The sequence below is a fragment of the Streptomyces luteolifulvus genome (genome assembly GCF_008806595.1).
GTDB lineage: Bacteria > Actinomycetota > Actinomycetes > Streptomycetales > Streptomycetaceae > Streptomyces > Streptomyces luteolifulvus.
Map to the genome: position 1 here is coordinate 189,093 of NZ_VZRB01000006.1, position 14,242 is coordinate 203,334.

General features: G+C 71.5%; 11 protein-coding genes. 5 read left to right on the forward strand and 6 right to left on the reverse strand.

Annotation, left to right across the window (positions count from 1 at the left end; genetic code table 11):
- Positions 1 to 142 precede the first annotated feature (142 nt).
- The gene (locus F7R91_RS11355; protein WP_150947220.1) at positions 143 to 2,329 is read right to left on the reverse strand and encodes an ABC transporter family substrate-binding protein; all 2,187 of its coding nucleotides are present in this window, start codon (positions 2,327 to 2,329) and stop codon (positions 143 to 145) included.
- Between the two features lie 336 nt (positions 2,330 to 2,665).
- On the opposite strand from F7R91_RS11355, the gene F7R91_RS11360 reads away from it, so the two are divergent.
- From F7R91_RS11360 to F7R91_RS11380, 5 genes are all read left to right on the forward strand, one after another.
- Positions 2,666 to 2,956 (forward strand): hypothetical protein, encoded by a 291-nt coding sequence (locus F7R91_RS11360; RefSeq protein WP_150947222.1) that lies wholly within the window; start codon positions 2,666 to 2,668, stop codon positions 2,954 to 2,956.
- 32 nt (positions 2,957 to 2,988) lie between these two features.
- On the forward strand, positions 2,989 to 3,825 hold the full coding sequence (locus tag F7R91_RS11365) for a hypothetical protein (protein ID WP_150947224.1): 837 nt from the start codon (positions 2,989 to 2,991) through the stop codon (positions 3,823 to 3,825).
- A 17-nt stretch (positions 3,826 to 3,842) separates the two neighbouring features.
- Positions 3,843 to 5,810: a fumarate reductase/succinate dehydrogenase flavoprotein subunit gene (locus F7R91_RS11370; RefSeq protein WP_150947226.1), complete on the forward strand. Its 1,968-nt coding sequence runs from the start codon at positions 3,843 to 3,845 to the stop codon at positions 5,808 to 5,810.
- Positions 5,807 to 6,574 (forward strand): succinate dehydrogenase/fumarate reductase iron-sulfur subunit, encoded by a 768-nt coding sequence (locus F7R91_RS11375; protein WP_150947228.1) that lies wholly within the window; start codon positions 5,807 to 5,809, stop codon positions 6,572 to 6,574. The genes F7R91_RS11370 and F7R91_RS11375 overlap by 4 nt, the downstream gene beginning before the upstream one ends.
- Positions 6,575 to 6,650: 76 nt before the next feature.
- Positions 6,651 to 9,026: a hypothetical protein gene (locus tag F7R91_RS11380; RefSeq protein ID WP_150947230.1), complete on the forward strand. Its 2,376-nt coding sequence runs from the start codon at positions 6,651 to 6,653 to the stop codon at positions 9,024 to 9,026.
- 6 nt (positions 9,027 to 9,032) lie between these two features.
- Here F7R91_RS11380 and F7R91_RS11385 read toward each other — a convergent pair whose 3' ends face one another.
- The 5 genes from F7R91_RS11385 to F7R91_RS11405 form a co-directional block, all read right to left on the reverse strand.
- Entirely contained in the window at positions 9,033 to 11,657 is a 2,625-nt protein-coding gene (locus F7R91_RS11385) for a SpoIIE family protein phosphatase (RefSeq protein WP_150947232.1), read from the reverse strand.
- A 273-nt stretch (positions 11,658 to 11,930) separates the two neighbouring features.
- Positions 11,931 to 12,359, reverse strand: coding sequence for an ATP-binding protein (locus F7R91_RS11390; RefSeq protein ID WP_150947234.1), 429 nt, complete (start codon positions 12,357 to 12,359; stop codon positions 11,931 to 11,933).
- Between the two features lie 109 nt (positions 12,360 to 12,468).
- Positions 12,469 to 12,876, reverse strand: a complete 408-nt coding sequence (locus F7R91_RS11395) for a (deoxy)nucleoside triphosphate pyrophosphohydrolase (protein ID WP_150947236.1) — start codon at positions 12,874 to 12,876, stop codon at positions 12,469 to 12,471.
- A 79-nt stretch (positions 12,877 to 12,955) separates the two neighbouring features.
- Positions 12,956 to 13,147, reverse strand: coding sequence for an SPOR domain-containing protein (locus F7R91_RS11400; protein ID WP_150947238.1), 192 nt, complete (start codon positions 13,145 to 13,147; stop codon positions 12,956 to 12,958).
- Positions 13,148 to 13,484: 337 nt separating this feature from the next.
- Positions 13,485 to 14,237 carry a GntR family transcriptional regulator gene (locus F7R91_RS11405; protein ID WP_150947239.1) on the reverse strand — a complete coding sequence of 251 codons (753 nt, stop codon included), beginning with the start codon at positions 14,235 to 14,237 and terminating at the stop codon, positions 13,485 to 13,487.
- Between the last annotated feature and the right edge of the window lie 5 nt (positions 14,238 to 14,242).

The window sequence follows — 14,242 nt, forward strand, 5'->3', positions numbered from 1 at the left end:
GCGTACTCCCGGAGTGTGAGGATGGCCTGCGCGTACGTCTGTGTTACGCGGACCCTGCCGGGCTGGACACGCCACGGCCTCACCCCATGGTACGGGGCCCTGCGGGAGGTAGCCTCCGCAGGGCCCAGTGGCCTGGGTCTCCCTACCGGCTCGCGGAAGGGCTCACCTCGGGCTTCGCACCCTTTTTCAGGAAGCCCATGTCCTCGTAGACCGGGGTCTGGAAGCCGAAGGCGCCCGTGTTGGCCAGGCTCTTTCGCACCGCGGTCAGCTGGGGGCGCTGGTAGAGGGGGATCGAGCCCGCCGCCGCCCAGATGCGGGCGTCCGCCTTGCGGATGAGGCTCCGGGTCTTGGATTCGTCGAGCGTGGACACCGCCTCGTCGAAGAGCTGGTCGACCTGGTCGGTGCCGACACGGGTGTAGTTCTGCTCGACGTTCAAGGAGCCGTCGGCGGCCGGGACCGGCTTGGCGTAGATGGGGCGGGCGTCGGTGGCCGGGAAGGCGGAAGCGGGCCACGAGTACAGGGCGAGGTCGTACAGACCGGACGCGATGTGGTCCTTGAAGTAGCTCTCGTCCGGGACCTTGGTGATCTCCGTGCGGATGCCGACGCGGTCCAGCATCCGGCTGATGCGGTCGGCGACGGTGCGCAGCGGCTCAGAGCCGGGGCCCGAGGGGAGCACGAAGCGCAGTGCCAGCGGCTTGCCGTCCTTGGCCAGCGGCCCGGCCGCGGCGCCCGCCGGAGCGGCGGTGCCCCGGGGGGCGTAGGCGCCGGGCGCGCCGCCCGGCTGCAGGTACTGCTTGCCGTCCTGCGCGAGCGGCCGCGCGGCCTCCTCGCTCGTCCCGCTCGCTCTCCCGGCCGACTCGTGGTGCAGACCGGTGTGGTCCCTGGGGTCCTTCATTTGCTCCCGGTCGGCCTCGTGGTGCGCCTTGCCGTCCGTCTCGTCGTCCTCACCGACGACGTAGGTCTCCTCCTCGTCGCCGGAGCCGCCGGAGTCGCCGGTGGAATCGCCCGTCGAGTTGTCCTCGGTCTTCTTGCCGCCCGCGCCGGCGGCCTTCTCGGCCTTCTTCTGCTCCTTGACCGGCCCGCCGGGAACCCAGCCGGCGTCCGCGAGCAGCGCCTGCGCCTCCGCGGTGTTCTGGTCGCCGAGCGCCCCGCTGTTGTCGGCGTACGCGGCCTGGCCGGACAGCGCGAGATGGCTGCCGACCGGCACCGCGGGCAGTCCCAGCGGCTTCAGTACGGCCTGGGCCAGCTCCCCCCGGTCCAGGGCCCGGGCGACGGCCCTGCGGACCCGCTCGTCGGCGAGCGGCCCCGTGGATCCGTTGAGGGCGAGCTGGGTATGAGCGGGCTCCAGGGACTTACGGACCTCGTAGCCCTGGAGGGCGTCCTCGCGCGTGGCCGCCTTCTCGTCGGAGCCCGATCCCTGGAGCGGGGTGCCGGCACCCTTGCCCCCGGCGCGGCCCGCGAGAGCGATGCTCCGGGCGGCGGACGGGTCGATCTCGGCCAGGTCGACCGCGCCGGCGGCCAGTGCGGCGGCCCGTTCGTCGCGGGGGACGGCACGCAGCACGATCTCGGACAGCTTGGGCTCATGGCCCCACCAGCGCGGATTGCGGACGAGGGTGATCCGCTCCGCCTTGTGGTCGACCTTCTTCACCGCGAAGGGCCCGGCGGTGATCTTCAGCTTGCTCCGGGCCCCGTCGTTGAAGGAGTCCGGGGTGCCCATGACCTCCTTCGGGTACAGCGGCGAGAACAGCGATCGCCAGTCGGCGTAGGGCCGGGCGAAGGTGACCTTGACCTCCAGGTCATTGGCGCCCCGCTCGATCTTCTGGATGCGGTCGTAGCCGGCGTTGCGGGCGGTCCAGTAGGCGGAGTCCTTGCCGGACAGGGCACGCCACTGGGCGGCGAAGTCGGCGGCGCCGATCTCGCGGCCGTCGCTCCACACGGCCTGCTGGTTGAGCTTGTACAGGACGACCTGCTTCGGCTCGGTCTCGACGACCTTCGCGGACTCCAGATAGTCGGCGTTGCGCTGCGGCCGACCGTTCACATCGAGCCGGTACATGGACGGCAGCACCGCCTGTGCGACCCGGGTGGTCGTCGCGTCGGCGTCCGCCTGGAAGGTGTTCAGGGTCTCCGGCACCGCGTCCACGGCCCAGCGCAGAGTGCCGCCGTCGGCGATCAGATCGCGGGCGGCGGGCGCGATGTCCTGCCCGGCGAGCGGACTGCCCGCCTTGTCCTCGGAGCTGCAGGCGGCCAGCGCTGTCACCGCGAGCGCGCCCGCGGTGAGGAAGGCGACCGAGCGCATGACCGCGCGCGGTCCGACGCCGTCGTGGGACATCTCTGGTACCTCCGAGGAGCCAGTGCCGCCGGAGTGACCCGGGTGCGTTTTGATCACGTTTGGCGGTATTTTGGTGTTGATCAGATCTACGGCATCACTGAAGAGGAAAGAGTCCGGCCGCCGGGAGCGACACGGCGACAGGGTCGCGCAAGGTCACCCGTCCGGAGCAACGCGATCCCCCGGCGCACACAGAGCGCGTGCGGGCGTGCACTGGAGGAGTGCAATCCGCCAATCGCTGCACATGGCTTCACATCGGCAGGTGTGACGCGCAACACTCGCAGGCGCATGAACGTTGCCACCCAGGGGCCACAGGGCCCGCGGAAGTGAGGTCACGTCATGTCCGTGCACGACGACCTGACATCGGTCCAGCGCTGCCTCGACGACCTGTCCCGGTCCCTGGGCCGCCTGGAGAAGCAGCTCGGCAGCGGCGGTCTGGAGATGCGCCGCGTCCGCGCCGACGCCGACCACCTGCGCGAGAGCGTCGCGCTCCTGCGTGAGACGGCCGCGGGCCCCGCGACACCACGCAAGCCCGAACTCGTCACCATCCCCGACACCCCGTACGACGACAGCCTGTGGGTGGACACGGACGACGAGGGGCTCGGCGCCCGCGACCGGCACGCCCCCTGACCCGACCGGAGCCATGAAACCGGAGTACTGAGTTGGCCACTGGTACGGAACCACCGGACACAGAACCCCATACGCTCCGCGGCGGTGTACACACCGGTACGCGCGCCGCGATCGACGCGCCGCATCTGCGCACCGATCGGTGGTGGCTGGCGCCGGCCGCCACCGCGGCGGGCCTGCTCGCCTTCATCGTGTACTCGACCTGGCGGGCCTTCGCCGATACGGACTACTACGCGGCGCCGTATGTCTCGCCGTTCTACTCGCCGTGTCTGGCGGAGCGGTGCGAGACCATGCGCGCCGGGCCCAACTGGGAGATCTTCGGCAGCTGGTGGGCGATCTCCCCCGCGATCATCATCCTGATCTTCCCGCTCGGCTTCCGTCTGACCTGCTACTACTACCGCAAGGCCTACTACCGCGGCTTCTGGATGTCGCCCCCGGCCTGCGCGGTGGCCGAGCCGCACGGGAAGTACACCGGTGAGACGCGCTTCCCGCTGATCCTGCAGAACATCCACCGGTACTTCTTCTACGCCGCGATCCTGGTCGCCGGGGTGCTGACCTACGACACAGTGCTCGCCTTCCGGGACGAGCACTACGCGTGGGGCCACATGGGTCTCGGCACCCTGGTCTTCCTGGTCAACATCGTGCTGATCTGGGCGTACACGATCTCCTGCCACTCCTGCCGGCACATCGTCGGAGGCAAGCTCAAGCACTTCTCCAGGCATCCCGTGCGCTACAAGGCATGGCAGGTCGTCGGGAAGCTGAACGCCCGCCACATGGAGCTGGCCTGGGCGTCGCTGGTGAGCGTGGCGCTCGCCGACTTCTACGTCTATCTCGTCGCGTCCGGGGTCTTCGACGATCCGAGGTTCTTCTAGATGAGTGAGGCCTTCTGATGTCCGTGGTCGACCGCCAGGAGTGGGACGTCGTCGTGGTCGGCGCGGGCGGCGCCGGACTGCGCGCCGCGATCGAGGCGCGCGAGCGGGGCGCCCGTACGGCAGTGATCTGCAAGTCCCTGTTCGGCAAGGCGCACACCGTGATGGCCGAGGGCGGCATCGCGGCGGCGATGGCCAACGTCAACGAGCACGACAACTGGCAGGTCCACTTCCGCGACACCCTGCGCGGCGGGAAGTTCCTCAACCAGTGGCGGATGGCCGAGCTGCACGCCCAGGAGGCACCGGACCGGGTGTGGGAGCTGGAGACCTGGGGCGCGCTGTTCGACCGTACGAAGGACGGGAAGATCTCGCAGCGCAACTTCGGCGGCCACGAGTATCCGCGTCTCGCGCACGTCGGCGACCGTACGGGCCTGGAGCTGATCCGCACCCTCCAGCAGAAGATCGTGTCGTTGCAGCAGGAGGACCATCGCGAGACCGGCGACTACGAGTCCCGGCTGAAGGTCTTCCAGGAGTGCACGGTCACCCGGGTCCTCAAGACTGTGCCCGACAGCGGCTCCGCCGCGGGTGACCGGGTCTCGGGAGTCTTCGCGTACGAACGTGAGTCCGGCCGCTTCTTCGTCCTGGAAGCCCCCGCCGTGGTGATCGCGACCGGCGGCATCGGCAAGTCCTTCAAGGTGACGTCGAACTCGTGGGAGTACACAGGTGACGGGCACGCGCTGGCGCTGCTGGCCGGGGCGCCCCTGATGAACATGGAGTTCGTGCAGTTCCACCCGACGGGCATGGTCTGGCCGCCGTCAGTGAAGGGCATCCTCGTCACCGAGTCGGTGCGCGGTGACGGCGGGGTGCTCAGGAACTCCGAGGGCAAGCGGTTCATGTTCGACTACGTCCCCGACGTCTTCAAGGAGAAGTACGCCCAGTCCGAGGAGGAGGGCGACCGCTGGTACGACGACCAGGAGAACAACCGGCGTCCGCCCGAGCTGCTCCCCCGCGACGAGGTGGCGCGCGCGATCAACGCCGAGGTGAAGGCGGGCCGCGGATCCCCGCACGGCGGGGTGTTCCTGGACGTGTCGACGCGTATGCCCGCCGAGGTGATCAAGCGTCGGCTGCCATCGATGTATCACCAGTTCAAGGAGCTGGCGGACGTCGACATCACGGCGCAGCCGATGGAGGTCGGGCCGACCTGCCACTACGTGATGGGCGGCATCGCGGTCGACTCCGACACCGAGGCCGCGCGTGGGGTGCCGGGCCTGTTCGCGGCCGGTGAGGTGGCCGGCGGCCTGCACGGCTCGAACCGGCTCGGCGGCAACTCGCTCTCCGACCTGCTGGTGTTCGGCCGGCGGGCGGGCTGGCACGCGGCCGAGTACGCGGCGGGCCTCTCCGACGGACGCCCGCCCGTGGACGACGTCCAGGTCGACGCAGCGGCCGCGGAGGCGCTGCGGCCGTTCTCGGCGGAGGGGCCGACGCCGGACGACGAGGGGACCAGGCCGCCGGAGAACCCGTACACGCTCCACCAGGAACTCCAGCAGACGATGAACGACCTGGTCGGCATCATCCGTCGCGAGGGGGAGATGGCGCAGGCGCTGGAGAAACTGGCGGACCTGCGCGTACGGGCCCGGCGGGCCGGTGTCGAGGGCCACCGGCAGTTCAATCCCGGCTGGCACCTCGCGCTGGACCTGCGGAACATGCTGCTGGTCAGCGAGTGCGTGGCCCGGGCAGCGCTGGAGCGCGTGGAGTCGCGCGGCGGCCACACTCGCGAGGACCACCCGACGATGGACCGCACATGGCGTCGTATCAATCTGCTGTGCGCGCTCACCGACCCGACGGGCGGGCTGGCGGCGACTGACCCGGTCCGCGGCCAGATCAGCCTCACCCGTGAGACCACCGACCCCATCCGCCCCGACCTGCTCGCCCTCTTCGAGAAGGACGAGCTGGTCAAGTACCTCGCCGAAGAGGAGCTCTACGAGTGAGCAGCTACAAGGCCCGCTTCAAGGTGTGGCGGGGCGATGTGCAGGGCGGCGGCCTGGAGGACTTCGAGGTCGAGGTCAACGACGGCGAGGTGGTCCTCGACATCATCCACCGCCTCCAGGCCACCCAGGCCCCCGATCTCGCCGTGCGCTGGAACTGCAAGGCCGGCAAGTGCGGCTCGTGCTCCGCGGAGATCAACGGGCGGCCCCGGCTGATGTGCATGACGCGGATGTCGGTGTTCACCCGGGAGGAGACGATCACGGTCACCCCGCTGCGGGCCTTCCCCGTGGTCCGCGACCTGGTGACGGACGTCGGCTTCAACTACCAAAAGGCCCGGGAGGTCCCCTCCTTCGTGCCGCCGGCCGGGGTCGGCCCCGGCGAGTACCGGATGATGCAGGAGGACGTGGACCGTCCACAGGAGTTCCGCAAGTGCATCGAGTGCTTCCTGTGCCAGGACACCTGCCATGTGGTGCGGGACCACGAGGAGAACAAACGGGCGTTCGCCGGACCTCGTTTCCTGATGCGCGTCGCGGAACTGGACATGCACCCGCTGGACGCGGCCGCGGAGTCCGGGCTGGACCGCAAGACCACCGCGCAGGACGAACACGGCCTCGGCTACTGCAACATCACCAAGTGCTGCACGGAGGTCTGCCCCGAGGGCATCAAGATCACGGACAACGCACTGATCCCCTTGAAGGAACGAGCGGTGGACCGCAAGTACGACCCACTGGTCTGGCTGGGCTCGAAGATCAGGAGACGGTCCTAGAAGGCACGGCACGTCCGTCCCCACCCCTGGCCCATCCCGCTCGCGCTGCCGGATTCCTGCTCATACGCTCCGGAATGTGACGTCATCCTTGATCCGGGGCCGGCCGCGGCGCGCGACCTCGCACATATCCGTGCGGGTGGCGCATGCCGTGCTGGGGACCGCGGTCGGGGTCGTATGGCTGGTGCTGCCCGGCGTCACGATCAGTACCGAGCCTCCGGCCCCGGCTGTCGGGCCGGGGCCGGTCCCGGTCGCGGCCGCGCAGGAGCAGGACGAGACGTCCACCACCGGCCTCGTCCTGCCGCTCCTCGCGGTCGCGGCGGTGGGTGCCGTCGCCGGATACGGATACGTGCGGCATGTCCGGCGGTCCCGGACCAGGGCCCGGACGACGCACCCCGCTGCCGGAGCCCCCGTCGCCGGGCCGCTGGCTGCGCCGCCCGCGGAGCTGGACGCCAGGTCCCTCGCCCTGCTCGCCGAGGCCGACGACTGCGTCCGCACCAGTCGTGAGGAACTCGGCTTCGCCGAGGCCCGTTTCGGGACGGCGGCCGTAACCCCGTACGCACGGGCCGTACGGGACGCGGAGGCCGAGCTGTCGGCCGCCTTCCGGATGCGGCAGCAGTACGACGAAGGTGTCCCCGCGGACCCGTCCGCCCGGCAGCACGCGCTCGCCGGGATCGTCGGGCGGTGCCAGGAGGCGGGGCGGCGGCTGGACACGGAGGCCGCGGGCTTCGACGGGCTCCGTGGCCTGGAGGAGGGCATCGGCGAGGCGCTGGAACTCGCGGAGGCCCGCTTCCGCGAGCTGACCGGCCGCACCGGGGCCACGGATGCGACCCTCGCCGATCTCGGCAGACGGTACGGCTCCGGCGCGACCGCCGATGTCACGGGCCACGCCGAACAGGCCAAGGACCGGTTGGTGTTCGCCACGTTCCGCCTCAACCAGACCCGCCAGGCGACGGACTTGGGCGAGCCGGAGAACGCGGCCCGTCATCTACGAGCCGCCGAGGGCGCGATCACCCAGGCCGCGGCGTTCGTCGACGACATCGACCACCTCGCAACATCCCTGACGACGGCCGCGGCTCTGGTCCCGGCGGCGCTGACGGGGGCAGAGACGGAGATCGCGGGGGCGCGAAAGGAACTGGCCCTGGCGTCGATGGAGGCGGGCCAGGGGGAAACGGGGGGCGGCTGGGTGACGGCGGAAGCCGGTCAGGGAACAGCGGGGGCCGGCGGGGTGGCGGCGGAAGGCAGGCAGGGGGCGACGGAGGCCGGATGGGCGCCCAGGGCAGCCGGTCAGGGCACGGCGGAGGCCGGTCGGACGTCCACGGAATCCGGCTGGGGGCAGAGCGAATCCGGCCAGGGGCCGCCCGAAGCCGACCAGACGCCGAAGGAAACCGAAGAGAGGCCGACCGAGGCCGGTCGAACGACGACGGAAGCCGACCACGCGCCGGACAGCGCCGAGCAGGCAACGACAGCGGCCGCGCCCGCGTTCACGGAGGCCGACCAGACGCCGCCGGAGTCCGGCCCAGCTCCCACGGGAGCCAGCCCAGCGACCGAAGAGACAGGTCACGCGGCGGAAGCGGGGACGGCGGAGGCCGGTCGTGCATCCGCGGAGGCCGGGCCGGCGTCTCGAGAAGCCGGTCAAGAGCCGCCGCCCGCAGGCGACCGGACGTCCGCGGCAGTCGTCCGCGCCGATCGGACATCCGCGGGAGCGGAGGCCGGTCAGGAGCCGCCGGATGCCGGTCAGGCGGCGGACGACGCCAAGGACACGGCCGCTGCCGACGAGCCCCCGCACGACGCTCCACCAGCCCCGAGCGCCCCTGGCAACGCGCCGCCGACCACCCCGGACAGCGCACCCCCAACCACCCCCGGCAACCCTCCGCCCGCCTCCCCACCCGACGCACCCCCGCGCTCCCCCAGCGCCCTCTCCCCCGCAGCCCTCCCGGCCGGGGAGTTGCGGGCTCGGATTCTGCATGCGGACGTCGCCTTGGCCGCCGTGCGGGAGGAGTTGACGGCCGGGCCGTACGACCCGCTCCGTGCGTTGCGGCGGATCCTCGGGACCGTGTCGCCGCTCGGGGTCGGGCGGGCCGGGGTGATGGGCGCCGTTGCCTCGCTTGCCGCGCGGAGTGCCGTTGCGCTCGCGGACGGGTTCGTCGGTACGCACCGGGGTGCCGTGGGCGGGGCGGCCCGTACCCGGCTGGCCGAGGCGGAACGGCTTCTCCGCAGCGGGACGTACGCGGCAGACCTCCGGGCCGACGCCCTCGCCCGGCAGGCTCGTGAACTCGCCGAGCAGGATGTGCGGGTGCACGGCAATCCCGTCGCGGGCGCGGCCGAGCACGCGAGCGGGCTCGGTGGGGCCGTGCTCGGCGGGGTCCTCCTCGGTGGGGCCCCGGCCGGCGGGCCGTCCGCGAGTTTCGGCGGCCCGGGCACCCGGGCGAGGCGCGGCCCGGCCCCCGCGTAGCCGCTCTCAGAACAGGCTCAGCAACGCCTCCGCGGGGTCGGCGAGGCCGTGCTCACCATCCGGCAGGGGGAGTTCGAACCACACCGTCTTGCCGCGAGGGGTGCGCCGCGAGCCCCACGCCGCGCTGAGCAGTCCGACGAGTTGCAGGCCCCGGCCGCCCTCGTCGGTGTCCCGGGCGCGACGGCGGCGCGGCTGGACCAGGCCCGCGTCCCAGACCTCGCACACCAGGGTGCGGTCCAGGAGGAGGCGGAGTCTGATCTCGCCCTCGCCGTAGCGCAGGGCGTTGGTGACCAGTTCGCTGACCAGCAGCTCTGTCGTGTCGACCAGCGGTTCCAGGTCCCATGACAGCAGCCGGCCGCGCGCGTACTCGCGGGCGCGGCCCACGCTTCTCGGCTCGCGCGGCAGCGTCCAGTCGCCGACGGAGTCCTCGGGCAGACCCTGGACCCGCGCCATCAGCAGGGCGATGTCGTCCTCGCCATGGTGTGTGTCAAGGGTGTTGAGGACGTGGTCGCAGACGTCCTCCAGGGGGCTGGAGGGATCCGTGAGGGCGCCCACGAAGGCCTGGAGGCCCTCGTCCAGTGGATGGTCGCGCGATTCGACCAGTCCATCCGTGTACAGCGCCAGCAGGGCGCCTTCGGGCAGTTCGACCTCCACTTCCTCGAAGGGTTCGCCCCCCACGCCGAGCGGCATGCCCGGCGGTACGTCGAGCATCAGCGCGTCCTCGCCCGGTTCGACCAGGACGGGCGGCAGGTGGCCGGCGTTGGCGAAGGTGCATCTGCGGGTCACGGAGTCGTAGACGGCGTACACGCACGTCGCGAGGTACACCTCGGACAGGTCCGCCTCGCGGGGGCGACGGGCGGCGCGGGTGGCCTGCTGGACGCCGCCGGGCGCACCGAGGCCGCGCGCGATCTCGTCCAGCGCGGAGAGGACTTCCGCCGGTTCGAGGTCGAGAAGGGCCAAGGTGCGTACGGCGGACCTGAGTTCGCCCATCGCGACGGCTGCCCGCAGGCCCCGGCCCATCACGTCCCCGACCACCAGCGCCGTGCGGTGGCCCGGAAGTTCGATCACGTCGAACCAGTCGCCCCCGACCTCGCTCGGCCGGTCGGCGGAGGAGTTCCCGGGCAGATAGCGGCAGGCGATGTCCAGGCCGGAGGCCACCGGGTCACCGGGCGGGAGCAGCGACCGCTGCAGTATCAGGGCGCGTTCGTGTTCGCGCCGGTACAGACGGGCGTTGTCGATGCAGACGGCGGCACGGGCCGCCAGCTCCACCGCCAGATCCCGGTCACGGTCCCCGAACGGCTCGCTGCCCTTGGTGCGCGCGAACTGCGCGAGTCCTACGACGGTGTCGTGGGCGACCATCGGCACGGCCAGCGTGGACTGGACGAGTCCGCCCTCCTCGGCGGGGAGGAGCTGGGTCCGGGCCGTGCGCAGGGCGTCCGCGCACGGCGAGTTGAAGGGGAAGTGGTGGACGGCGCCGACCGCCACGGCCGTCCCGGGTTCGGCGAAGGGCACGTCGGAGACGGCGCTGGCGAAGGCGACCCGGCGCAGTTCCGCGCTCCCGTCGGCGAGACCCGGCGGGGTCTCGTCGCCGACCAGCAGGCCCTGGTAGAGGTCGACGGTGGCGAGGTCGCAGAAGCCGGGGACGACGACGTCCAGGAGTTCGCGGGCGGTGGTCTCCAGGTCGAGGGAGTTGCCGATGCGGGCCCCGGCCTCGTTGAGGAGGGCGAGATTGCGCCGTGCCGCGGCGGCCTCGCGGGCGGCGGCGCGGCGTGCGGTGATGTCGGTGGCGAGCCAGGCGATGCCGATGGGGCGGCCGGAACCGCTGTGCACGCGGTAGAGGTTGATGGACCAGTGCCGGCGTTCCTCGGAGCCCGGCAGGAAGCCCGTGACATGCATGTCGGTGATGGAGTCGCCGGTCTCCAGCACCCGGCGCAGGGTCGCGGCGACCCGTTCGGCCTCGGGGCGCGGCAGATAGTCGTGGACGCCGCGGCCGCGGTGGTCGTCGGGTGTGCCGCCGAAGATGGAGGCGAACCGCCGGTTGGCACGCCGTACCCGCAGGTCGGGGTCGATCAGCAGGAAGCCGAACGGGGATTGACCGAATATCGCCTGCGAGGCGGCGAGGTCGGTCTCGATGCTGCGCAGGGTGCGGACGTCGACGACGATGCAGACGGCGGCCTTCTCGCCCTCCTCCGTCCGCGTCGGCATGACGTACACCTCGGCGAGGCCTTCCTCACCGCGTTCGCCGTCGGGCGTGTCCGGCAGCCGGAAGGGCACCACGCCGGTCCACTCGCGGCCGTCGAGGATCTCGGCCATCTTGCGCTGGCCCTGTTCTCGGCGGTCCGGGTCGATGAACGCCTCGATGGGGTCCAGGCCGACGGCGTGCGCGGCGGGGACGCCGAAGAGTTGCTCGGCCCGCAGGCTCCACTGGTCGACGAGCCCGTCGGGGCCGATGGAGAAGGACGCGACCTTGATGTAGTCGTACATCGAGCCGGGCGGACTGCTCTGCCACAGGGCGTCACCGGGTGACGCCTCACCGGAACGGATGGCCGCCGCGGCGGCATCCGCGGCCTCCGTCCCAGCGCCACCCGACGGGTCCTCGGACTCCGTGGCCTTCGCTGGTATCTCGCTCACGCGAACCGTCCCCTCCAGCTCACCGCGTCCGGCACCGGTCACCGAAGGCGGCTGCCCGCAGTATCCAGCACTACGGTGCCGCACAACACGGTGTTCACGATCACAGCACGGTCCCGATGGTTTTCGGTCCGGCCCGCGACAACACCTACAGTCTTCTAACCAGGAGACACCTCGTCGAATCACGTCTTTCGACAACCACCACTGGCCTGAACCACTTGCTCGACAGCGCGGACACGCCCGTACAGGCCCAAGGCCCCCCGCGGCGGTCGCGGTTCAGCCGGGAACCGCGAGTTCGAACCACACCGTCTTGCCCGCCTCGCCGGGGCGGGTACCCCAGCGTCGCGAGGAGTTGGCGACGAGTTGGAGGCCGCGGCCGCTCTCGTCCTCGGGCCGGGGAGCGCGCTCGCGGGGCGGGTCCGGGATCGGGTCGGAGACCTCCACCAGCAGGACGTCGCCCAGGCCTGCCGGGCGGACCAGGCAGACGCCTATGGGGCCGGTGGCGTGCCGCAGCGCGTTGGTCACCAGTTCACTGACCAGCAGGGCCGTGAGGTCGGCGAGGCTGTCGAGGTCCCACTCGCGCAGCCGGGTGCGGACGGCGGTGCGGGCGCGACGGACGGCGCCGGGTTCGGCGGGGAAGGTCCACTCGGCGCGGTCGCCTCCGGTGTCGATCACGCCGATCACTTCCCAGGCCAGGCGACGCACCCATGTCCGGTTTCATGGGGTTAATGGTCAGATACCCGATATCCAGTCGCGAGTACCGTCGGGGGCGGCGCCCAGTCGCACGGGGGCCCAGAGGCCTGCCGCCTCCGGTTCAAGCCCCCGGTTCCAGCCTCGCGAGCGCCGCTTGCACCGCGGGCACGTCCTGGTCCAGCCAGTCCACGGACCAGATGTCATCGGGTGCGAGCCAGCGCAGTTCGTCGTGGTCCTCAAGGGGCTTGGGGTCGCCGGAACCGGGGAGCAGGCGGGCCGTCCAGACCTGCAGGACGTACGGCGGTCGCAGGGGCCACTCCCCCGGGACACGCTCGACGGGCTCGGCCTCCACGCCGAGTTCCTCGCGCAGTTCGCGTACGAGGGCCGCCTCGGGACTCTCGCCGGGCTCGATCTTCCCGCCGGGCAGTTCCCAGCGGCCGGCCATGTCCGGGGGTGCGCTGCGGCGCGCGGCGAGCAGCCGGCCGTCTTCGCGCAGGGCGGCCCCCACCACCACGATCCGTTCCGTCATGTCCCGGAGCCTACGGGAGCGGCGCGGCGACATGGAGGGAGAGCGGAGGGGAGAGCGCGGGAGAGGGTACGGGGGGAGGTCAGCCGTCGACGCTCGTTCCGTTCTGCCCGATCCGCTCGACCCAGTACATCTGCTTGTGTCCGCGGCTGTCGAGGCTGTCCGCGATCTTCTGGGCCTCGGCACGGGTCGCGTACCTGCCCACGCGGTAGCGATTGCCGTTGTCGTCCTGTCGAATGACGAGCCAGGGAAGAGTGATCGTGCCGTCGTTCATCGCGCCCCTCCACTTCCCGCCCGCGGTCTGCACCGCGCCCCGCCCGATAAGGAAACCGCAATCCGCATATGCCCGAGCCTACGCCCTACCTTTACGCAGCGAATACGCGTTTTCACAAAGAGGTACGCAACCAGCCAGGCCGGACCGGCACTCCGGGGGCGCACGTCGTCGAATGCGCCGTCGTCCCACCATGACGCATCCGGTCAGCGGCATGGCGTGCACGCACGGGGCGACCTGCGAAAACGGCCGGATTCCACCGCAGCGTGAAGGGGCGCGGAAGGGGGCAACGCCCGGGGCAACTGCCAGGCGCGTGTGCGGTGGTGGGGCGCGGTGTGCGCTACCTCACGGGAAGGTGATAGGCGACGCGGTAACGGTCGGCGGGGATCACCACATCGGCCGTCTCCACCGGACGGCCGGAGGCGTAGTACGTGCGCTGGACGACCAGGACGACATGGCCGGGGACGCCGCCCAGGGCGTGGAGTTCCTCGGCGAGGCCGGGGCGGGCGCCGACCTCCTCGGTGACGTTGTCGACGATCACGTCGATGGCCGCCATGCGTTCGACGACGCCCATCCCGCCGAGCGGGCCCTCCTCGGGCAGCATCACGGGTGTACGGCCCGTGACGGCCAGAGGTTCCCAGGAGGTGGAGAGCATGATCGCCTCGCCGGCGTCCCGGAAGACGTACTTCGTGCACATCACGCGGTCGCCGGGCCGGATGCCGAGCCGCTCGGCGATGGCCCCGCTCGCCTCGCCCTGGGCGCTGCTGGACTCCCAGGTGCCGCGCGCGTCGCCCTCCGACTGCTCCTGACGAAAGGGCGTGGAACCGCCGACGGGCCGGTATCCGGAGCGGGAGATGCGCCGGGGCACGGGCCGCTCGCGCACATAGGTCCCGGACCCGGAGCGGCCCTCGACCAGCCCTTCGGCCATCAGCACCTTGCGCGCTTCGAGGGCGACGGTGTCCGAGACGCCGTACTCCTCGCGGATCCTGGCCTGGGAGGGGAGGCGGGTGTGCGGTGGCAGTGAACCGTCGACGATCTTCTTGCGGAGATCACCCGCGACGCGCAGATACGCCGGCTGCTCACCGAATGTCACTGGCC